Origin of the sequence: Dyella sp. (assembly GCF_035508675.1) — a bacterium.
Lineage (GTDB): Bacteria > Pseudomonadota > Gammaproteobacteria > Xanthomonadales > Rhodanobacteraceae > Dyella_B.
Map to the genome: position 1 here is coordinate 1 of NZ_DATJMN010000369.1, position 21,042 is coordinate 21,042.

Here is a 21,042-nt window from a genome sequence, read left to right on the forward strand (position 1 = left end):
CAGCACGTGCTGGTACACGCTGTCGATCAGCGTGCCGTCGAGGTCGAACAGAAAAGCGGTGTGAGAGCGGGGCATGGCGATCCTCTTTGTAGCTTGAGGTCGTCATTCCCGCGTTAAGGCACATGAAAACTCCCGCTTTGGCGGGAATGACGAACGTAGGGGCTATGGGTTTGGCAAGCTGCGTCCGGTTTCCACCACGGCCAGCGCTGCTGCGCCCAGCAAACCCGGTTCCGGATGCGTGATGGCGATGGTCGGCACGTGTTCCATGGTGTCGCGGAAGCGGCCCTTGGCTTCGAAGCGTTCGCGGAATCCCCCGCGTTGCAGCCAGGGCATCAGGATCTTCAGCACGCCGCCAGTCAGATACACGCCGTCCCAGCCACCCAGGCTCAATACCAGGTCGCCGGCCACGCTGCCGAAAATGCCGGCCAGCGTTTCCACGGTGCGCACGCATAGCGGGTCGCTGCCATCGGTGGCGCGGGCGGTGATGTCTTCGGGCGTGTATGCCTGTGCGGCTTGTCCAGCGATGTCGGCAAGCGCGAGGTAGAGATTCACCAGGCCGTTGCCGCAGATCATGCGCTCGTTCGACACGCGGCCGAAGCGCGCGTTGAGGCGATGCAGAATCTCCACGTCCTCGGCGGTATGCGCGGCGAAGCCGGAGTGGCCACCTTCGGTTTCCAGCACGATCCAGTGGCTATGGCGAAGCAGCAATCCGGCTACGCCAAGACCGGTGCCCGGCCCCATCACGACAAATGTCTGTGTGGATTTGTGATTGTGCTCCGGCGGCATGACCTTGCCGACGGCTTGCAACTCATCCCGTTTGAGCAGCGGAATCGACATGCCCTGCGCGGCGAAGTCGTTCACCAGCCGCACGCGCTCGAAGCCCAGTTCCAGCTGCAGGCCGTGCGCGGATACCGCCCAGGGATTGTTGGTGATCTTCACCGTCTCGCCGTCGGCGATGCGTCCGGCGGCGGCGATGATCGACTGCGTGGCGATGTGGCCGGTGTCGGCAAAGTATTGGCGCATGGCGTCGGCCAGCGTGTCGAAATCTTTTACGCGATAGCGCCGCACGCTATCGAGCAGCAAAGGCGAGGGCGACGCGGCGTCGGCAAGGGCGAAACGGACGTTGGTGCCGCCGAGATCGGCCAGCAAGGTGGGGGAGGCGATGGAGCGATCCATGGGCAATCCAGGGTAGCGAACCTGACAAGACTGCCCGTTGTCGTCCGATTCGTCCAGCATCGGCGACGGCCTCTTCTGCGCAAGCTTGGGAGAACAATTCACGAGCGCCGCCCCGGACACAGCCGGGACGGCGCTTCGTGTTTTCAGTGAGCTTGCTGCGCCGACAGCGCGCTCAGCAAAGCCTGCCCGTTCGGGCTGCCCAGCCCGGTGCAGGCATCCCATCCCGGGCCGGCCTGGTACGCGCCGTTATTGCCCTGCGTGATATCGCGGAATGCAGCTTCGCTGAGCTGGTACAACGCGGCATGCACGTCGCCGACCGGCTTACCCAGTTGCTGGTTGATCCGTGCAATCAATGCCGCCCACAGCGGTGCCGCGGCGCTGGTGCCGCCGACGGCCTGCGACTGGCCGCCGACCAGTATCTCGTAGCCGGTCAGGGGATCGGCGTTTGCGGAAACGTCCGGTACACCGCGCCCGGTGCTGCCGCTGGGTGCGTTGGGCACTTTCGCGTTTTGCTGCCAGCTGGGTAGCGGATACTCGATGCTGACGCCGCCGCCGGTGGCGCCATCGTTCGACGTCGTTTCGTTCCACACCACCTCGCTCTGGATGGCCTGCCCATTGGCGGTCAGCGTGGTGCCGCCGCAGGCCAGCGCATAGGGGCTGGAAGAAGGAAAATCCACGTGCGGCTGGCCATCGCTTGCGCCGTCCCCGGAACCGCTGTCGCCCGCCGCGGTGACCACGGTCACACCAAGCGCTGCCGCATCCTGCAGGGCCGTTTCCATGGCATCGCGCGATTGGCTGTTCCAGCTGTCTTCCGGTCCGCCCCAGCTGATCGAGAGCACCGAAGGCTTGTTCGTCGTGTCGTGCGCGGCTTGCGAAATGGCTTCGTAAAAGCCCTGGTCGGTGTTCGGCGCGAAATAAACCGCAAGGGTGGCGCCGGGTGCGAGCGCGCCGGCCACTTCGATATCCAGCGTCACTTCGATGTCGGCGTCGCCGCCACCTGGCTGGTTCTGTCCGCCGGCCACCGAAACAGCCACGACCTTGGGCGGTTGGCTGATGCCCAAATTCGAAAAGTATTGACTGAGATCGGTGCTGGTATAGCCGCCGCCCAGTTCGACGATGCCGATGGTCTGGCCGCTGCCATCGGTGTTGGCCGGAAAGTTGTACAGCTGGCCCAGCTGCAGCGGGGTGTAATACGTATTCGGCTGCGCGTTGGGCACCCGCACATGCGGATGCGCCACCGGCCGCCGATCCAGTCCCAATACCGCAATGGCTTCGGGCGGCAGCTTGGGCGCCTGGCCACATCCCACGAACTGGCAGTCGCCCAGCTGGTACTTGCCCAGCGAGACCCCGAACGCCTGCTCAAGCTGGGTCGGCGTGCCACGCAAGTGCAATACGCGGCGATGCGCATCGCAGCCGGTTTCGGTGAGCCCGTGCTGGTGCGCAAAACCGCGCAGGCTCTCGATGTCGGCCGGATCGGCGCCATAGTGTTCGCCGAACTGGCCATGCGGGAAGCGCGGTGATCTTGGCCACTCCGCGGGCGGCGGTGCGGTCTCGGTGCGGCGACGCATGACCAGGGTCACGTCGAGCGGTGCGGCGCCCTCATGCGGGCCCAGGTACTTCATGCCTTTGGGGGAGGTCCAATGCGACGGACGCTTGGCATGCTGGATCATGATGCAGCTCCTTAGTGAGAGGGGACATGCGCCGTCAAAGATGGCACACAACATGTGTCGAACCTGCGCATGTGCGATTCGGCGTTTAACTGCGGTGCTCATTCTTGAGCCAACGCATCTCACCTATTGAGTCACGTGCTTGCGGCGTTCTGTGCCAACGCGGTCACGGATGACAGCGTTAAACTAGGCGCAGTTCTTGCACGAGACGCCATTCATGAATTTCCCCGCCATCCGCATGCGTCGCATGCGTCGCGATGCCTTCTCCCGCGTATTGATGCGCGAACACACCCTGCTGCCTTCGGATCTGATCATGGTGGCCTTTGTGATCGAAGGCGAAGGCAAGCGCGAAGCGGTGCCATCGATGCCCGGCGTGGAACGCCTGTCGATCGACGGCGTGCTGGAACTGGCCGGCGAGTGTGTTCGCTTGGGGATTCCCGCATTGGCGTTGTTTCCCTCGCCGGATGCCTCGGCAAAAAGCGAAGATGCTGCCGAAGCGTGGAATCCCCAGGGCTTGATGCAGCGTGCCACGCGCGCACTGAAAGCGGCGTATCCCGCACTGGGCTTGATCGGCGACGTGGCGCTGGACCCGTACACCACGCACGGCCAGGACGGCCTGATCGACGAACACGGCTATGTGATGAACGAGCCCACCGTCGAAGCCCTGATCAAGATGTCGCTGGCTCAGGCCGAGGCAGGCATGGATTTCGTCGCACCCTCCGACATGATGGATGGCCGCATCGGCGCGATCCGCGACGCGCTGGAACACGCCGGCCACATTCACACGCGCATTCTTGCCTATTCGGCCAAGTACGCCTCGTCGTTCTATGGTCCGTTCCGCGATGCGGTCGGCTCTTCGGCCAATCTAGGCAAGGGCAACAAGCACACGTATCAGATGGACGTGGCCAACAGCGATGAAGCGCTGCGCGAAGTGGAGCTGGATATCGCCGAAGGCGCCGATGCGGTGATGGTGAAGCCGGGCTTGCCCTATCTGGATGTGCTGCGCCGCGTGAAGGATGCCTTCGGCGTGCCCACTTTCGTGTACCAGGTGAGCGGCGAATACGCCATGTTGAAGGCGGCGGCGCAGAACGGCTGGTTGAACGAACGTGCGGTGGTGCTGGAAACGCTGACGGCATTCAAGCGCGCAGGGGCGGATGCGATTCTTACCTATTACGCCGTCGACGCGGCGCGCTGGCTGCGTGAGTAATTCTCACGCAACCAACGCGACTATCACGCGTACTGCGCCAGCCCATTGCCGAACGACCAGTTTTCCTTCGCTGTCTCCAGCAAATTGATGAACACATCTTCGGGCCGCACGCCGGGATCGGCTGCCAGCTTCTCCGCCACGCTCCGATAAAACGCCTGCTTCTGCGCCACCGTGCGGGTGTTGTTGCAGGCGATCTGCACGATGACCAGGTCGTCGGTGCGCGCAATGCCAAGATAGTTCGGATCGTAATCAAACTCCTCGGCCTCATGCTGGCTGACCAGGATGAAGCGATCGTTCTCCGGCACGTTGAAACTTTCGCGCATGGCGGCATAGATGCCGTTGCGCAACGCGGCGATGTACGCGAGGGATTTGCCGCGGCGTAATGCAATGCGGACGAGAGGCATGGGAGGCTCCTTGGTGAACTAATGTTTCGCAGATGGCTGTGACACGTGGCCGACTTGATAGACGTCCACGCCTTGGCTGGAAGCATGGACGGCATCGCGCCACAAGCGAAAGCGCATCACGGTCCAGGCGCTGGGGTCGAAGGCGCTGACAGCGGCGAGGGCGCCACGTTCGATATCCGAGCGAACGCCAGTCTGTTCAGCATCGCGCAGGGCACCCAGCGCCACCTGTTCGGTGATCGAGGCGGTTTGACAGCTGGCATAGGTGGCGGTGGAAAGATCGGGCGCCGTTTCCGCATGCCATACCGATCCTGCACGCACCGCCGGGCGCCCGAACGAAGTGATCACGCCGGCAAAGCCTGCGCCGCCGAGAAACGCGTTCATGCCGTTCGTGTCGCGCCACAGGTAGAACGGTGCATAGCGATTCTCCTTTCCGTCAGCGTAAGGCTGGTTGCGATCCGCATACAGGTAAGCCTTGAACACGAGCTGCGGAAAGTCGTCGGTAAGGTGCCCGCGATCGGCGATGCGTTGGCGGATGATCGCCATGTCGTAATCGGCGGGCAGGGTGATGCGGTATTGCATGGTAAGCACGGCGGTCTCCTCGCGGGCTTGACGGGGCCAGCGTAGCGGCTCAGCATATTCCTGAAAATCGGGAATTTATGAATCAATAATCCTGAAAAATGGGATGATCATATGAGCCGCATCCATCTCGACCTGGACGTCCTGCGCAGCTTCGTCACCGGTATCGAACTGGGCAGTTTCGCCAAGGCGGCCAGCCGGCTGAGCCGCTCCACGTCCGCCGTCAGCGCACAGTTGAAGAAGCTGGAAGACCAAGCCGGCACGCCGCTGCTGCGCAAAGCCGGGCGCGGCATGGCGCTGACCGAAGCGGGTGAGGTGATGCTCGGCTATGCGCGCCGCTTGCTGGAACTCAACGATGAAGCAACCAGCGCCGTGCGCGGGGTGCAATTGGACGGCCGCGTGCGGCTTGGCCTGCAGGAAGACTTCGGCGAAAGCGTGCTGCCGGAAGTGCTGGGGCGCTTCAAGCGTGCACATCCGAAACTGCGCGTGGAGGTGCATATCGCGCGCAATACCGCGCTGATGGAGTCGCTGGAGGCGGGGCGGCTGGATCTTGCGCTGGCCTGGGAAGCGGAGGCTCGCTTATCGCACAAGCAGCATATTGAGAGCTTGCCGATGCGCTGGATCGATGCCGCGGTTGGCCAGCTTCCGTATGAACCCGGCGAGCCGGTTCCGCTGGTGTTGCTGGATGCGCCATGCCTGATGCGCACCGCCGCCATCCGTGCGCTGGATGAAGCCGGTCTCGCCTGGCGTATCACCTTCACCAGCGCGAGCCTGGCCGGCACCTGGGCGGCGGTAAAAGCGGGATTGGGCATCAGCGTGCGCACGCCGCTGGGTGTTCCCGCCGACCTGCGCGCGCTGGACGCAACAGAAGCGACGTTGCCCGCATTGCCGCAGCTTGGACTGGCGTTGTATCGCAGCGAAGCCGACTCGACACCGGCAGTCGCGCGCTTGGCCGAACTTATTTTGCAGCGGCTGGCCGCCTGATCATTGGCCGGATGTCGGCGGCGTCAGCTTGATCTCGTAAATCGATGGCCAGCGCTTGCCGGTCACGAACAGCCGATCGTGCTTTTCGTCATACGCAATGCCGTTGAGCACGTCGTTGCTGGGATCGGCCAGTGTGCTCGGATCAGGGGCAAGCCCGGTGAGATTGATCACGCCGGTGACCTTGCCGCTGTTCGGATCGATCTGCACGATGTTGTGGGTCAGCCACACATTGGCATAGATTTTCCCTTTTACCCACTCCAGCTCGTTGAGATTGATCAGCGGGCTGCCCAATGCCGTGACGTCGATCTTGCCGACCTGCTTGAGCGTTTGCGGATCGAGCACGCGAAGGGTCGCGGAGCCATCGCTCATGTAGATGCGGTGCCCATCGGTGGTCAGCGCCCAGCCTTCGCCGCGATAGCTGAACTGGCCGATGCGCTTGAAGCTCTTCAAGTCGTAGATATAGCCGCGCTGCGATTGCCAGGTGAGCTGGATCAGGCGATTCTTGAACGCCACGATGCCCTCGCCGTAATCGGGCGCCGGCAACTCGACCTGTTGCAGTATCTTGCCGGTATTGAGATCCAGCTTGCGGATGAAGGATTCGCCGGTCGTGCCGGTGCTCTCGTAAAGATAACCGTCGAGATAGAACAAGCCTTCCGTATACGCCTTGGTGCTGTGCGGATAGGTGTGTACCACCCGGTAACCGTAGATCGGTATGCCGGTTTGCGCGTAGGCGGATGACGCTAGCATCAGCGTGACTAGGACGAGCAAGCGAGTGATCGGTTTCATGGGGCCGGATCATCGCATGCGGCAGGCGAAGGCGTCAGCCGCGTGATCCCTTCCGCGCGTCGGCGCGTGGAATAATGCTCCGCAGGAACTTGCAGTGGAGCGGGCATGGGCGGCCAACATTTTTTGGAAACGGCGGTGATCTTCTTGCTCGCCACGGTGATCGCGGTGCCGATCACCAAGCGTTTCCGCTTAGGCGCGGTACTGGGCTATCTGTTGGCGGGCGTGGTGATCGGCCCGGCCGAGCTGCATCTGGTGCCTGATCCCGGTCGTGCCAGCGATATCGCCGAGTTCGGTGTGGTGCTGATGCTGTTCGTGATCGGCCTGGAATTGTCGCCGCGGCGCCTATGGGTGATGCGCCACGCCGTGTTCGGCACCGGCTTGCTGCAAGTGCTGGTGTGCGGCTTGGCCGTGGGCGGCATCGCGTATGCGTTCGGTCTTGCACCGAATGCGGCAGCGATTGTCGGCGGCAGCCTGGCGCTCTCATCCACCGCCTTCGGCTTGCAGATTCTGGCCGAGCGCAAGGAGGCGTCGACGGCCTATGGCCGGCAATCCTTCGCCATCCTGCTGTTCCAGGACCTGGCCGCGATTCCGTTGATTGCGGCAGTGCCGCTGCTGGCCTCCACGTCATCGCATCATGGCGTCGATCCGCTGGCGGTGGCGCGTACGGCGGCGGTGATCGTCGCGGTGGTGATCGGCGGCCGCTATCTGCTGCGCCCCGTGTTCCGTTTCGTGGCGCGCGCCAAATCGACCGACGTGTCGACCGCGACCGCGTTGCTGGTGGTACTCGGCACGGCCTTGCTGATGGAAAAGCTCAACGTCTCGGTCACGCTGGGCGCCTTCCTCGCCGGTGTGCTGCTCGCCGATTCGCAATACCGCCACGAGCTGGAATCCAACCTCGAGCCGTTCAAGGGCTTGCTGCTGGGCCTGTTCTTCATCAGCGTCGGCATGTCGATGCAGATCCATCTGCTATTGCAAACGCCGCTCATCGTGCTGGGCCTCACCTTCGGCCTCTTGCTGGTGAAAGGCCTGTTGCTGTGGCCGCTTGGCGTTGTGCTTGGCGGCCTCAATCGCGTGGACGCCTTGCGGTTGTCGGTACTACTGGCCAGCGGCGGCGAATTTGCCTTCGTGGTGCTGCGCCAGGCGATGGAGCGACAGCTGATCGCTGACCAGCAAGGCGCCGTGCTGGTGCTTGCGATCACGCTTTCGATGGGCTTGACGCCGTTGCTGGTGGCGATCACCGCCAAGCTGATCGGGACCAAGAAAAAGCAGGCCCCACAGCGCCCGTTCGACACCATCACCGTGGATCATCCGCGCGTGATCATCGCCGGCTACGGCCGCATGGGCCAGATCGTCGCGCGCATCTTGCGCACGCGGAAAATCCCCTTCATCGCCTTGGACCAGTCGGTAGAGCAGCTCGACCTGGCCAATCGGTTCGGCACCAGCGGGGATATTTTCTATGGCGATCCGGCGCGTCCTGAACTGCTGCGCGCGGCACAGGCCGACAAGGCCGAGGTGTTCGTGCTCGCCACGGACGATCCAGAATCGGCGTTGCGCGTGGCGCGCGTGGTGCGCCGCCAGTACCCGCATTTGAAGATCGTTGCGCGCGCACGCAATCGCCAGCACGTATGGCGATTGATGGACCTGGGCATCGAAGAGCCGGTACGCGAAACATTTTTCTCCAGCCTGAAAATGAGCCGCAAGACGCTCGAGGCGCTGGGCCTGAGTGCGGAACAGGCCACCGAAGAAGTGGAACGCTTCCGCCGCAAGGACGCCGAACTGCTCAAGGCGCAATACCTGGTCTACGACGACGAAGCCAAGCTGGTGCAGACCACGCGCGAAGCCTTGGACGACCTCAACCGGCTGTTCGAGGCGGATGCGCAGACCCCGCCGCCTCGGAAAAAAGGACCCGATGCCGATACGCCCCTGGTGGCGGGCAACGAAGACCGCGGCACGGGCAACGCATGAGCCGTATTTGTCAGCCTGCAGCGCGATAGCAAGAAAGTACGGTAAGTTTCCCGTAAGCGGCCGGCAAGCATGCTTGCCGGCTGTGAATCCCTTGGCGAGTGCTCACTGCTTTTTCGCATGCCGATACCTTTTCAGCCACTCGTCATCCGCTTCGGCCGCCTCGGCGATACCTTGCTGCTGCAACCCCTGTTGCGCCGATTGCACGCGCGCTATGGCGCGCCCTGCACGCTGCTGGCAGCCGGTGGTTATGCGCTCGATCTCTATCGCGGGCAGCCCGACGTCGCCGACGTGATCGCGTTGCGCTCCCATCATCGCCCGTTGTCGCTGAGTCTCGAACAATGGCGTGCGATCGCTGCACTGCGACGCATGCGCCACGTGCCGGTCTACGTGTGCGAACCGCAGCCGCGCTCATTGGAGCGTATTCGGCTGCTACTGAAGTTGGCGGGCATTCCCGACCGCCATTGCGTGTATCTCAACGATATTCCCTTGGCGCCCGGCGGCCATTGGATCGAACACCTGCTGCAACTGGCCGATAGCACGCCGCCTGCGTTTGCGGATCGGTTTGCGAAGGCGGCAAGCACCACCAGCCCCGTGCCCGCGTTCGTCGTCAGCGCTGCCGAGCGTGCCGATTGCGATCGGTGGCTGGCCGCGCGAGGCCTGGCCGGCCATCCGCTGGTGCTGCTGCAGCCGGCGAACAAGCGCACCATGCGTTGGCATGGCGTGCGCAAAGCCAGCGACGACGACAAGTCGTGGCCGCTTGAAAACTGGGCAGGCGTGGTGGCGGCGATTCGCATCCAGCTGCCGCAAGCGCGCGTATTGCTGTGCGGATCGCCTGCGGAATACGGCTATCTGGAAACCATTCGCGCCGCGATGGCACAGCCCGACGTGGAAGTCGTCGCGCGTGAATTGCCGCTGCCGCGCATGCGTGCGCTATTGGCGATGGCGCACAGCATGATTTCCGTCGATACCGGTCCCGCGCATCTGGCGGCGGCCATGGGATGTCCGCTGGTGGTGATGTTCGGTTCCGTCTCGCCCAGCCATTGGCGTCCGCGCAGCCAGGTGCCGGACGCCGTGCAGGTGTTGGGCGGCCCGCCTGCCAGTACGCGTGTCGATGCGATCACGCCGGAACAGGTGATCGATGCGTGGCATGCCTTGCCGCTGCGCGCGGCCGAAAACCGGGTTCTTTGATCAATCCGGCTGCGCAGGTTGCCGCAAGGTTTGCCGCACGCTGGGGATGACGCTGTGGCGCGCGGCCAGTTCGTGGGCAATGTCGATCAGGCCCAGGTGCCTCGCCACGTCGGCAGCGGTGCGCCCAAACGCATCCGCAGCGTTGCGGTCCGCCCCGCGTGCGAGCAGCACGCGCGCAGGTGGCAACAAGGCATGCATGGCGCAGGCGTGGAGGGCGGTAACACCGCGTTGGTCGGCATGCTCGATACGCGCTCCGGCGTCGAGCAGGGCGGGCAGCAGCGCACCGATGTGCGTGGCATCGCACTCGCTGCCAGGCCGTAGATGCGCACCGAGCAGCAGGAGCAATGCGGTCTTGCCTTCGCTGTCAGCCAGGTTCGGATCGGCCTTGCGCTTCAACAGCACATCGAACAAGCGGCGCGCGCGCAAGCTGTCGCTCTGCTCAAAGCCGAACTGTGACGCCGCATGCAGCGCGCTGTGGCCACGTGCATCGACGGCATTGGCGTCGGCACCGGCATCGAGCAGTTGCTCGGCAATGTCGGGATAGCCCTGCACGGCGGCGATCATCAGTGCCGTGGCCTCGTTCGGGAGACGTTGATCCACGGCGGCGCCGCGTTCGAGCAGCAGCGCCACCAGGGCTTCGCGTCGTGCGGCGACCGCGGCGGCGAGCGGGGTCATACCGTTGCTGGCGCTTGCGGTGATATCCGCACCGGCATCGATCAGCACGGCGGCGACGTCGCGATGGCCGGCACCGCAGGCATGCAGCAGTGGTGTGGCGCCTTGCGCATCGCGCGCATCGACGGGAAAGCCGAGCTCCAGCAGGCGGCGTACCGCGGTGTCGGCCCCCTGCTTGGCGGCGCGGATCAGATCATCGTCACGCAGCGGGCGACGTGGACGCTGCCAACCGTTCCAGTCGAGCCAGCGTTCCAGCGCCGGATGTTCCAGGGCGAGGCCGAGCGGCGTTTCGCCATTGGCATCCATCGCTTCCGCGTCAGCACCATGGGCGACCAGCGCACGTACCAGCGGCAGCGCATCGGCACCGTGTTCCAGCGCGGCAAAGAGCGGCGTGCGTCCGTTGGCGTCACGCTGGTTGGGATCGCAGCCGCGCGCCAGCAGTGCCTGCAGCACGCCAAGCTGACCGTTGGCCGCCGCCAGATACAGCGGCGTGCGCTCCCGTTCATCGGTGCCGAACGGATCGGCGCCACGTTCGAGCAGTGTCAGTGGTAACGGGGAGGACGGCTCCGGCAGTCGGCTCAGCAGCTGCGCGAACAGGCCCGCACCGGCAGGGCTGGCGCCAGCATCGAGCAGATCCTGAAGGGCCTCGGCGCTGCCCGGCAACCGTGCGAGCAAGGCGTCGAACAGGCGCTGGCCGAGCGGCGGCAGCGTGGGATGTTCGCTCTCGAATTCGTCGATCAGCTGGGGTTGCAGGCGGGCTTCCGCCGACAGCCCGCGGTCGAGCAGCCATCGCCGCGCCATCCGCAAGCCGGGTTCGGTCAGTTCCAGAAATAGCGGAGCGAGTTGTGCCTGCGGCCAGTCGCGTACACGCGTGGCAAAGCTGGACACGATCGCCCAATGGCCGAAGCGCAGGGCATCGAGCAGATGCGCGGGGGTGTCTGCGCCTTCGGAGATGGCTTCCAGATCGAGGCTGGCGGGTAGCGGGGTTTCCGGATCGAGCAGTGCCACCAGATCCCAGCGGCCACTGGCGGCGGCGTGGTCGAGCGCGCTGCGGCCATCGCTGCCCGGCGCCTTGGGATCCGCGCCGAGTGCGAGTAGTGCGCGCACGGTTTCCACCTGGGCGTGGGGCGACTGGCAGGCAAGCGTGAGCGCGTCGCGGCCGTGCTGGTCGCGTGCGCTGGCATCCGCCTGGGCATCGGCGAGCAGTGCCATCACGCCTGCGGCGCCGGCGCGCGCAGCTTCCATCAAGGCGGTGCTGCCATGCTGATCGGCCAGGTTGACCTCGGCACCGGCGGTGCACAGGGCGCGCGCAATCTGTTCATGCCCTTCGGCCGCCGCCACCATCAGCGCGCTGCGCTGGCGCGCGTCGACGGCATTCACGGCGGCGCGGTGTTTCAGCAGCATCTTCACGCCGGCGACATCGTCGTCGGCAATACCGGCTGCGGCAACCAGCGCCGGCTCGCCATGGGCCAGCATGGTCTTGGCGCCGCGTTCGAGCAGGAAACGCGCCAGCGGCCAGTTGGCGGCGCGGCAGGCGATGGAGAGCGGCGTTTCGCCATGCGTGTTGAGCGCATCGATCGCAGCCCCTGCATCCAGCAGCATCGCTGCCACATTGGGTTCGCCGCTGAGCACGGCGCCATGCAGGGGCGTGTTGCCATCGGCATCCGCGGCAAGCGGATTGGCACCATTGGTCAGCAGTGTCATCACGGCTTCGGCGCGGCCGTGCCAGCTGTCGCGCGTCGCGGCAAGCAAGGGGGTAAGGCCGCAGCTGGTGCGATTCACGTCGGCGCCTTTGGCGATCAACGCACGCAGCAGGCGCGTGTCCGGCAATAGTGCGGCCAGCATCAGCACCGGACGCTGGTCGCGATCTCCCGCGGCGGGTGCGGCGTTCGGATCAGCGCCGGCTTCCACCAGCGCAAGCGCACGCGCGATATCACCGCTGCGCGCAGCGGTGAGCAGGGCCTGTACTTGCTCTGGCGTGCCGGCGGTACGTTCCTGTTCGCTCAGTGGTGCAGGCGCGGGGGGGGCGGATTGCGCTTTTTCCTGGCCCGCCTGCTCTTGCCGGCGCGGACGGCGGCTTTCGCACAACATCACGCGCAAGCTGCGGTTGGCGATGACCAGGCAGCCCAGCGGCACTAGCAGCACGGCATACAGCACCAGCGCGGCGGTGCGCATTTCCGATGGCAGCACGCCGTAAAGGCCGCTCAGTGCAATGGCGGCGAAGGCCAGGATCAGCAAAGCCAGCGCACTCGGCAGGAAATGGCTGAAGAAATGCTCTTCGCGCGAAAGATGGCGGCCAAAGGCCATGCTGCGCGCCGTCGCGGTGAATAACCAGGAGCCCTCGCCCTGGCCGTGGGCCGGATAGGCATCATCCCAGACATACGCCAGCGCAAACGCCGGCCACAGGCGCCACAGCGCTACCAAGGCCACCACCAAGGCCGCTGCCAGCATCAGGCTGCCGCCCAAGGTCGGGTGTTGGGTGAGCCGCAACATCGGCCAGGCCACCAACAGAAACACCAGTGCGACGTAGCACGTGAACATGGTCAGATGCGCCCCGCCGCGGCGAACCACCGTGCGCAGGAAATCCGGCTCCGGATCAAAACCGATCGCATGGCATACCGCCGCCATGGTCAGCGTATTGGCCAGCAGCAGCGGAATCAGCGTGATCGGATGTGCGCCCAGCGCAGCCATGCCGGCGCAAAGCCACCCGGGCAGGAACCAGACGAGCGAGATAAGCGCGGAGGAGGGGCGGCGCGGTTTATTTGTAGGCATGCGGGGGAGTATAGAAACCGATAAAGCGTCAGACGGTAATCTGTTGTTAACAACCACTCGGCGACAAGGTCATTCGTCCTGACGCCTGGGTTCCAGCAGATGCTCCTGCGCACCGGTGGGTGTGGCCAGTGTTTCCTGTGGCGGCAATTGCAGATGCCAGCCTTGCGTATGCAAATGCTCCATCACCACTTCGACGTCTTCATGCGGCAGGCGGCGTTCCGGATGCAGCTCCACTTCGAGTACGAAACGCAATTCGCCCAGCAGCAATGAAAGCGATGCAGGCAGCACGTCGAAATGGTCTTTGCGATCCAACCACAAATAGGTATCGGCCTTGCGCTGGCTGGCGTAGACGAAGCAATGCATGGCTATGCCCGCGGAAAATCGTGTGGGGGCGGAAGGTTAGCAGGGAGGGAATAAAAGAAGGGGGAAACAGGGCAGCGCGCGTTGCGCGAAATTTAGGATGCTCTGATCAATTCAGCGTAGGCCGCAGCGGTCTGCGGTGGATCAATCAGAGCATCCTTAGGGTTTCGCGGCCAAGCGATTCCGCAAAAACGGCTAGCCAGCCATGTTGCAACCGCACTTGCACCCGCGTGCCTGAATCGGCAGAGTGCCCGCCAGGGGTATCAAACGCGCGTATGAAATTTTGTTCGGCCCCGCTACGAACCGAGCCGCCGGAGGTATGCAGCCTTCCGGCAAGACCCCGGCCTTCCGGGCCGGACTCGTCACCAAAAGAAAAGCAGGAGCATCCAATGCACACGTCCTTTCGTAACACCGTCCGTGGTGGCCGTCCGCTCGCTTTGGCCGCGCTGGGTCTGGCTATCGCCGGCGCCCTGGCAGCGCCGCAGCAGGCACGTGCCAGTTCCTTTCAGCTGAAGGAAGACAGCGCGCAGGCCATGGGGCGCGCGTATGCCGGCTCCGCGACGGCCGGTGGCGACGTTTCCGTGGTGGCCAATGCTCCGGCGGCGATGAGCGACTTGAAGGGCACTTACTTCGAAGCTGACGTCACCGCCATCAACTTCAGCGCCAACTTCACCGGCAGTGCCCACGATGCGTTGGGCAGCCCAATCAGTGGCGGCAACGGTGGCGACGCCGGTACCACCATGCCAGTGCCTTCATTCTTCTTCGCCACCCAGGTGACCGATCGCCTGCACCTCGGTGCCTCGGTGACTGTGCCGTTTGGCTTCAAGACCACCTACGACAACAACTGGGTGGGCCGCTACAATTCAATCTACTCCAAGTTCGAATCGCTGGACGGCACGATGTCGGCTTCGTTCGACGTCACCGACAACCTCAGCATCGGTGGCAGCGCCATCGCCCAGCACACCAGCGCCACGCTGACCCAGGCGATCAATTTCTCCAGCGTGGCCCTTGGCCTGGCGGGTCCCGGCACTCAGCTGAACCTGCCGGTGAACGAGGTCTACGCGTTGGTGCCGCCCGGTTCCGACGGCCTGGCCCGCGTCAGCGGCAGCAGCTGGGCATGGGGCTGGCAGCTTGGCACCTACTGGAAGCCCACCGCGCAGGATCGGCTCTCCTTCAATTACCGCTCCAAGATCAGCCATCGCCTGCATGGCACCGCCAACTTCAATGTGCCGGACAACGTCTCGGCGCTGGTAGGTCAGCTGGCGCCGGCGCTGGGCCTGACCCCCAGCACGTTGCCGTTCCAGCACACCGACGGTACCGCGCTGTTCACCACCCCGGCCGAAGCCACCGCCAGCTACTGGCATCAGGAAGACAAGTTCGGCTTCGGCGCAGACGTGTCCTGGACCGAGTGGGATGTGTTCAAGAACCTCACGGTGAACTATGCCAACCCGACGCAACCGCAGACCGTGCAGAATTTCAATTGGCACAACTCGTGGTACTTCGCGTTCGGCGGCGATTACTACCTTACCGACAAGCTGACCTTGCGCTCCGGCCTCGGCTACGACACCACGCCGACCACGGCTGCCTATCGCGAGCCGCGCGTGCCCGACGAAACCCGCAAGCTGCTGTCGGTCGGCTTGGGTTACAAGGCGACCGAGCACTTCTCGATCAATGCCTCGTATGCCCACATCTTCGTGAACCGTGCAGCGGTCAATGGCGCCGTAAGCGCCACCGGCGACGTGCTCACCGGCTCGTTCGACGATGCCGGCAACCTGTTCGCGCTGTCGGCCATCTACAAATTCTGACCGGCGATTTATGCAAACACAAAGCCCCGGGAGCGCAGGTTCCCGGGGCTTTTTTCTGGTAGCGCGAAGGCTCAGCGCCGAATGATCGCGATGACGATTTCCACCACGATCAATACGATGATCGCCAGTTCCAGCAACTCCGCGCGTTTACCGGAAGCTTCTTCGTAAAGCGCGGCATACGTATCCCGGATGATCGACAGCTTACGGTCCACGGCCGCGCTGACGTGACGCACGCGGAACAGATCCAGCGCCGAGGTGTACACGCGTGCCAGGTAGACGTCTTCGGTGACCTGCAGGGCGTTATCCACCTTTTCGGTAATTTCGGTCACCTCCGCCACCAGCGTGTACAGCTTGCGCGCCAGGTCGGCGAAGTGCCGCGCCCCTAGCGGATTGCCGGCATGGTAGGCGGCCTCGACCATGTCGTACATGCGCGGCAACTCGGCGTCGAGCAACTCGTCGTAAAAGCGCATTTCCAGCAACTGCGCATTGGCGACCTCGAGAATGTCGATCACGTCGGAATCGCCGCGCGGTTCGTAGATGAAGGCGCGGTCCCAGGTAAGCACCACCAGATCGTCGGCGTAGTAAGAAAATCGTTGCTGCAACAAATCCCTGCGCGCCTGTTCCGACAAGGGGCGCTGCTCGCCCGAAAGCAGCGGTACCAGATCGATGCGCTCGTGCATCGAGCCCACAGGTATGGCCTCGTCGAAGGCGTGCACGATGCCTAGCAGGTAATCCTCATGCAACGAAGCCGGGCTGGGCCTGAGCAAGGCCGGCAGCAAGGCCGCGCGGACATGTTCCAGCAGTTGCTTCCAAACGGTGCTGTCGGCCGACGGACCCAGCAGTGCATCCACCGCGTTCGCCAGCTGCGAAAAGGACGTCCAACTGCAAGACGTCACCGGAATCTGCACCGAAAAGGCCGCCGCGCCAAAATCGTACAGCCTGACCGTGGCTTGGGCGCGATAGGTGTTGCCGAGCCATGGCAGTTCAAGCTCATCGAGCGTCAAGACTACCGGCGGCACGCCGAACGCCATCGCTTTAGGCGGTGTGCTTTCAAGCTTGCTGCGTACGCTGGCCGGGCGCTGTTGCTGCGCCCATAATGCTTCGACGCGGGACAGGTCGATCGCATCAGCGATGTCGACCAGATGCATCGCGATCACGGCGGCCGATTGCACGTTGGGTTGCTCGTACGACATGGCGCTGGCACCTGCAGATGCGTGAGTGCCGATTACCCTAGCCGAGCTGTGTTAAATCGTCGAGTTGAAAGATGCAGGTCTAGCCCCTGCGCAGCAGAATCTCAAGTAATTGCCGAAAGCGCTTGCCATACGGCGGATTGAACAGTCGCACACCATTGAGGCGGGCCTGCCGGAAGACCGGTTTCATGTGCGAGAAGGTACGAAAACCTGCTTCGCCATGATAACCGCCCATGCCCGATGGCCCCACGCCGCCGAACGGGAGTCGATGCTGAGCGATGTGGTAGATCGTGTCGTTTAGCGTCACACCGCCGGCATGCGTGTGCGCAAGTACTTGGTCGATGTGCGCCTGCTCCTGTTCGAACAAGTAGAGCGCGAGCGGGTGGGGATGAGCTTTGACGTAGTCGATGGCCTGGTCGAGTGTGTCGTAAGGCACCAGCGGCAGCAGCGGGCCAAAAATTTCTTCCTGCATGATCGACATGTCGTCGCGGGTGTCGAGCAGCAAGGTGGGTGTGAGCATGCGTTGTTCGGGACGATCCGCCAGGTCGCTCAGTTTTTCGCTGCGCGCACCGGCGTTCACCGCGTTATCACGCAAATCTGCCAGGCGATGATAGTGGCGATCGGTGGCGATGCTGGCGTATTGCCGGTTGTTGGCGAGATCGGGATACAGGCGCGCGGTGATCGCCTTCGCCGCAGCGACGAAACGCGTCACGTCCGCGCGCGGCAGCAGCACATAGTCGGGCGCAATGCAGGTTTGCCCGGCATTGATCAGCTTGCCGATCAGGATGCGCTCCACCGCATGCTCGAAACGAGCGCCGGGGCCGATGATGGCGGGCGACTTGCCGCCCAGTTCCAGCGTGACCGGCGTGAGATGGGCGGCAGCCGAGCGCATCACGTGATGGCCGACGGCCGTCGAGCCGGTGAATAGCAGATGGTCGAACGGTAGCGCGGCAAACGCTTGCGCTACGGCGGCATCGCCATTGACCACGAGCACTTCATCCGCTTGGAAATGACGCGCGGTCAGTTCGGCAAAAAGCTGCGAAAAGCGTGGCGTGTACTCGCTCATCTTGATCATGACGCGATTGCCTGCAGCAAGCGCATCCACCAACGGTCCCACCGCGAGAAACAGCGGATAGTTCCACGGCACGATGATGCCGACCACGCCGAGTGGCTGCGGGCGAACTTCGATGCCTGCCGGCAGGAAGGCCAGGCTGGCCATGCCGCGCCTGGGCTTCATCCAACGGCGCCCGTGGCGCAGTGCATGGCGGATGGCCGACAGGCTGGGAAACACTTCCAGCAGGTCGGTTTCCTCGCATGGACGGCAGCCGAAATCCGCGTTGATGGCTGCGGCGATCTCGGCACGATGCTGGCTGACGAGCGCTTCCAAGGTGCGCAGGCGGCGTGCGCGCGTTGGCCAGTCCGGCAGCGGATCGTGCGCCTGCACGGTACGCAGGCGTTGCAGTTCTACGTTGAGGTCGAGCCGGTCAGGTTGGTTCATCCGCAATTCGCTCGTCATGTTTCTTCGTGGGTGCGCAGTGCCCGGCGATGCATCGTCGGGCTTCTTCCGCTAAGAAGAAGCTAAACCATGCAAGACCACGCATGCTCCCGCTTGCGCCGCAATCCAGGCCTTGATCAAGGCTAGGCCTTCCTTGTGCACGGTACTGCGTCCGATCTCCGGCATCATGGTGCCCGGTTCGGTGGAAGCAAGGCGGTAAGGCACTATCGAATCATCCGGATGGCCCGGCACGATGTCGAACAGGTGATCGCCGGTGCCTTGTCCGGCCGCAGTCGGCGGCTTGCAGATACCGAGATGACGGTCCTCAGGTGTATGGATGTCCAGCGTCAGCCCGGTGGTGTTGGCCGCCCCTTTCGGGTTGTGGCAGTGGCCGCAATTGATATCCAGGTAGGCGCGCGCACGTGCGTCCAGCGAGGCGTGCGTATCCATCCAGTTGGCATTGCGTGGCGCATCCTTCGGTGCCGGTGCACCAGTGAGATAACCGACGCGCACCAGATGGGTGAGTTCGTTTTCATCGCCACCGGCATAGCGATAGTCGCGATTGAGATGGCGCGCCTTCGGCCCGATCGGTTGCAGTGCGCGCGTGGTCCAGTCGTGCGCGTGGCAGCTTGCGCACTGGCTTTGATCCGGCACTACATAATTGAAGTTTTCGCGCTCACCGTCGTCGCTGACCAGGGTCAGCGCCTGGATGTCGCCAGTGCGGGCGAGCATCGCGTCGGTCTGCGTTGCGTTCCACACGTAGGGAATGGCCACCCAGCCGTCCTTTCGCCGCACCAGCAGGCGCGTTTCGACCAGATGCACGTTGGCCAGCGCCAGGCCTTGTCCCGGGGCGGCAAAATCACGGTGCGTGTCATACGTGCGCGCCACGTCCGTAGCGTTGCGCGCGGCGCCTTTGGGCAATGGATAGAAGAACGTCTTGCTGATGATCGTGCCGACCGGAAAATCGAAGGTTTCCGTCGAGCTGTACTTGGCGGCCACGCCCTTGGGCATCCAGATGGTGCGCAGCTTGTGCGCGTAGTCGGTAAACAGCGGTGTGTTGAGATCATAGGGCACGACGCCTTCGTTCAACTGCAGCATGCCATCGCGCGCTTCCACCACATGCCAGTCGCTGAGCTTGGGCGGATAGCCGTCTTCTTGAAAAGCGACCGGCTGCATGCCGTGCTGGCACGCGCTCAGGCACAGCAGTGCGGTCCATAACAAGCATTGGCGCATCCACGGCTTTATCGACATCGGCAAGGCTCTCAGACTTTCGGTTCCGGATTCAGCACCACTGGCGGCAGTTTCGGCAGGCTGCATTGGAAAGGTTTGCTGTCGGTGCTCGGATTCTTGTAGCCGTGCGGGCCGTCGGCATCGAGCACGCCGCTCGCATCCTGGATGCAGATGCGATCGTCCGGCCACGTCAGCCCACCCGCCTGAGCCTTGGGGTCGGCATAGCCGTCCCACAACACGTCAGGGAAATGCCCGTTGATGCCGTAGACGGCAGCTTTGAGTGTTTTGAGCTTGAGGCCATCCGGCGAACTGCCGCCACCCTTGAAGCGGTTGCCGTAGACGTAGATGCCTTTCGGATACGGGTTGTAATCGGCCGCGACGCCGAGCTTGTTGTAATAGTTGGTGGAGAAATAGCTGGAGATGATCACATTCGCGGTTTGGTTGTCGGCGATGTCGTTATCGAAGATCTCCACCTTGTCGTTGGCATTCACCACCACGCCGGAGCCGGCCGGTACGCTGGCCACGGCGGCGCCCTTCTTGGCGAAGTTGGCGGTGTTGTTGTCGAACACCTTGTTCTGGAACACCCGCGTGGCGTGACCGGCCTGCGAAAGATTGGGCATGTTGAACACCAGGATGCCACCGGTGTTTTTCGTAGCGATGTTGTCGTACACGTCGGCATTGACCGAGTTCTCGATCTCGATCCCGGCGACGTTCTGCTCGGCGCGATTGCGCCGCACGACGATGTTGTTCGATTGCCCCACGTAGATGCCGGCATCCGAGGCGCCGATCACCACCGAGTCTTCCACCAGCACGTTCTGCGTCTTCACCGGATACAGGCCGTAGGCGCCATTGCTGCTGTTGGGGCCATCGGTCCATGCGATACGCACGCCGTGAATGGTGATGTTCTTGCCCTGGTTGATCTTCAACGCGTCGCCCATCGTATCTTCGATGGCGAGGTTTTCGATGGTGAAGTCGTCGGCATTTACCAGCAGGCCCTCCGGGCCGACGATTTGCCCTTTGAACGACAGCACCGTTTTGTCCATGCCCGCGCCACGAAGGGTGACGCCATTCGTGCGCAGGCTGAGGCCACGCTTGAGTGCGTAGTGGCCCGACGGTATGTCGATCACGCTGCCGGGCTTGGCGTCCAGCAGCTGCTGTTCCAGCTTGCTCTCGAAGGAGGCGTCGTTCTGGCTTTGCGTGGCGTTCTCATGACGCCCGCAGGCAGGCAGCAGCAACGACATAGCGACCAGGATGCAGAGCTTGCGCATGCGACATGTCTCCCCTTGCGCCATTGCGAGCGCTTACCTGTGCACTGTCCTCCAAGCTGGGTCGAAGCGGGGAGGGCAAAAGGAACGGGGGGCGGGGGGCAAATCGGCCAGTCTGGGGCGCGGCATGCCTGTCGCCGCACCTTACGCTGGGTGTGCAAGTGTTGATGTGCCTTCAAGCCTGTCTTGCCGAGATATCGCTACTTCGGCTTGAGGCACCTCTTTATCTTGAGCATCCATCAACGATAGAGAGGGCCGGGCATGCGCACTCGTTTGGTTGAGCGCTGGTTTGGACATGCG

16 protein-coding genes and 1 pseudogene are annotated in these 21,042 nt (G+C 63.6%); 5 read left to right on the forward strand and 12 right to left on the reverse strand.

Annotated features, from left to right (window positions below; all coding sequences use genetic code 11):
* The 3 genes and pseudogenes from VMA74_RS19760 to VMA74_RS19770 all read right to left on the reverse strand — a co-directional run.
* Positions 1–75 (reverse strand): annotated as a pseudogene (locus tag VMA74_RS19760) (HAD family hydrolase); the annotation flags it as partial.
* An 87-nt stretch (positions 76–162) separates the two neighbouring features.
* Positions 163–1,176, reverse strand: coding sequence for a glucokinase (gene glk, locus VMA74_RS19765; RefSeq protein ID WP_325370133.1), 1,014 nt, complete (start codon positions 1,174–1,176; stop codon positions 163–165).
* Between the two features lie 143 nt (positions 1,177–1,319).
* Positions 1,320–2,846 (reverse strand): S53 family peptidase, encoded by a 1,527-nt coding sequence (locus tag VMA74_RS19770; protein WP_325370135.1) that lies wholly within the window; start codon positions 2,844–2,846, stop codon positions 1,320–1,322.
* A 214-nt stretch (positions 2,847–3,060) separates the two neighbouring features.
* On the opposite strand from VMA74_RS19770, the gene hemB reads away from it, so the two are divergent.
* Positions 3,061–4,050 carry a porphobilinogen synthase gene (hemB, locus tag VMA74_RS19775; RefSeq protein WP_325370137.1) on the forward strand — a complete coding sequence of 330 codons (990 nt, stop codon included), beginning with the start codon at positions 3,061–3,063 and terminating at the stop codon, positions 4,048–4,050.
* 23 nt (positions 4,051–4,073) lie between these two features.
* Here hemB and VMA74_RS19780 read toward each other — a convergent pair whose 3' ends face one another.
* The gene (locus tag VMA74_RS19780; RefSeq protein WP_325370139.1) at positions 4,074–4,454 is read right to left on the reverse strand and encodes a tautomerase family protein; all 381 of its coding nucleotides are present in this window, start codon (positions 4,452–4,454) and stop codon (positions 4,074–4,076) included.
* Between the two features lie 18 nt (positions 4,455–4,472).
* Positions 4,473–5,033 carry a DUF4865 family protein gene (locus VMA74_RS19785; protein ID WP_325370164.1) on the reverse strand — a complete coding sequence of 187 codons (561 nt, stop codon included), beginning with the start codon at positions 5,031–5,033 and terminating at the stop codon, positions 4,473–4,475.
* A gap of 111 nt (positions 5,034–5,144) precedes the next feature.
* Between VMA74_RS19785 and VMA74_RS19790 the strand changes: the two genes are divergently transcribed.
* Complete coding sequence (locus VMA74_RS19790; protein ID WP_325370141.1) at positions 5,145–6,014, forward strand: LysR substrate-binding domain-containing protein; 870 nt, start codon at positions 5,145–5,147, stop codon at positions 6,012–6,014.
* Here VMA74_RS19790 and VMA74_RS19795 read toward each other — a convergent pair whose 3' ends face one another.
* Complete coding sequence (locus tag VMA74_RS19795; protein WP_325370144.1) at positions 6,015–6,800, reverse strand: glutaminyl-peptide cyclotransferase; 786 nt, start codon at positions 6,798–6,800, stop codon at positions 6,015–6,017. It lies immediately after the preceding gene.
* Positions 6,801–6,905: 105 nt separating this feature from the next.
* On the opposite strand from VMA74_RS19795, the gene VMA74_RS19800 reads away from it, so the two are divergent.
* On the forward strand, positions 6,906–8,765 hold the full coding sequence (locus tag VMA74_RS19800; RefSeq protein WP_325370146.1) for a monovalent cation:proton antiporter-2 (CPA2) family protein: 1,860 nt from the start codon (positions 6,906–6,908) through the stop codon (positions 8,763–8,765).
* A 117-nt stretch (positions 8,766–8,882) separates the two neighbouring features.
* On the forward strand, positions 8,883–9,953 hold the full coding sequence (locus VMA74_RS19805) for a glycosyltransferase family 9 protein (protein WP_325370148.1): 1,071 nt from the start codon (positions 8,883–8,885) through the stop codon (positions 9,951–9,953).
* Here the strand turns inward: VMA74_RS19805 and VMA74_RS19810 are convergent, their stop codons facing one another.
* Complete coding sequence (locus VMA74_RS19810) at positions 9,954–13,397, reverse strand: ankyrin repeat domain-containing protein (protein WP_325370150.1); 3,444 nt, start codon at positions 13,395–13,397, stop codon at positions 9,954–9,956.
* A gap of 69 nt (positions 13,398–13,466) precedes the next feature.
* Positions 13,467–13,760, reverse strand: coding sequence for a YcgL domain-containing protein (locus tag VMA74_RS19815; protein WP_325370152.1), 294 nt, complete (start codon positions 13,758–13,760; stop codon positions 13,467–13,469).
* Between the two features lie 386 nt (positions 13,761–14,146).
* On the opposite strand from VMA74_RS19815, the gene VMA74_RS19820 reads away from it, so the two are divergent.
* Complete coding sequence (locus VMA74_RS19820; protein WP_325370154.1) at positions 14,147–15,562, forward strand: OmpP1/FadL family transporter; 1,416 nt, start codon at positions 14,147–14,149, stop codon at positions 15,560–15,562.
* A gap of 71 nt (positions 15,563–15,633) precedes the next feature.
* Here VMA74_RS19820 and VMA74_RS19825 read toward each other — a convergent pair whose 3' ends face one another.
* From VMA74_RS19825 to VMA74_RS19840, 4 genes are all read right to left on the reverse strand, one after another.
* Positions 15,634–16,755: a hypothetical protein gene (locus VMA74_RS19825; protein ID WP_325370156.1), complete on the reverse strand. Its 1,122-nt coding sequence runs from the start codon at positions 16,753–16,755 to the stop codon at positions 15,634–15,636.
* Between the two features lie 79 nt (positions 16,756–16,834).
* A complete protein-coding gene (locus VMA74_RS19830) occupies positions 16,835–18,250 on the reverse strand; it encodes a coniferyl aldehyde dehydrogenase (RefSeq protein WP_325370158.1) in 1,416 nt (471 codons plus the stop codon).
* Positions 18,251–18,319: 69 nt separating this feature from the next.
* Positions 18,320–19,498, reverse strand: a complete 1,179-nt coding sequence (locus VMA74_RS19835) for an SO2930 family diheme c-type cytochrome (protein ID WP_325370160.1) — start codon at positions 19,496–19,498, stop codon at positions 18,320–18,322.
* A gap of 11 nt (positions 19,499–19,509) precedes the next feature.
* Positions 19,510–20,745, reverse strand: a complete 1,236-nt coding sequence (locus VMA74_RS19840) for a parallel beta-helix domain-containing protein (protein ID WP_325370162.1) — start codon at positions 20,743–20,745, stop codon at positions 19,510–19,512.
* Positions 20,746–21,042: the final 297 nt, after the last annotated feature.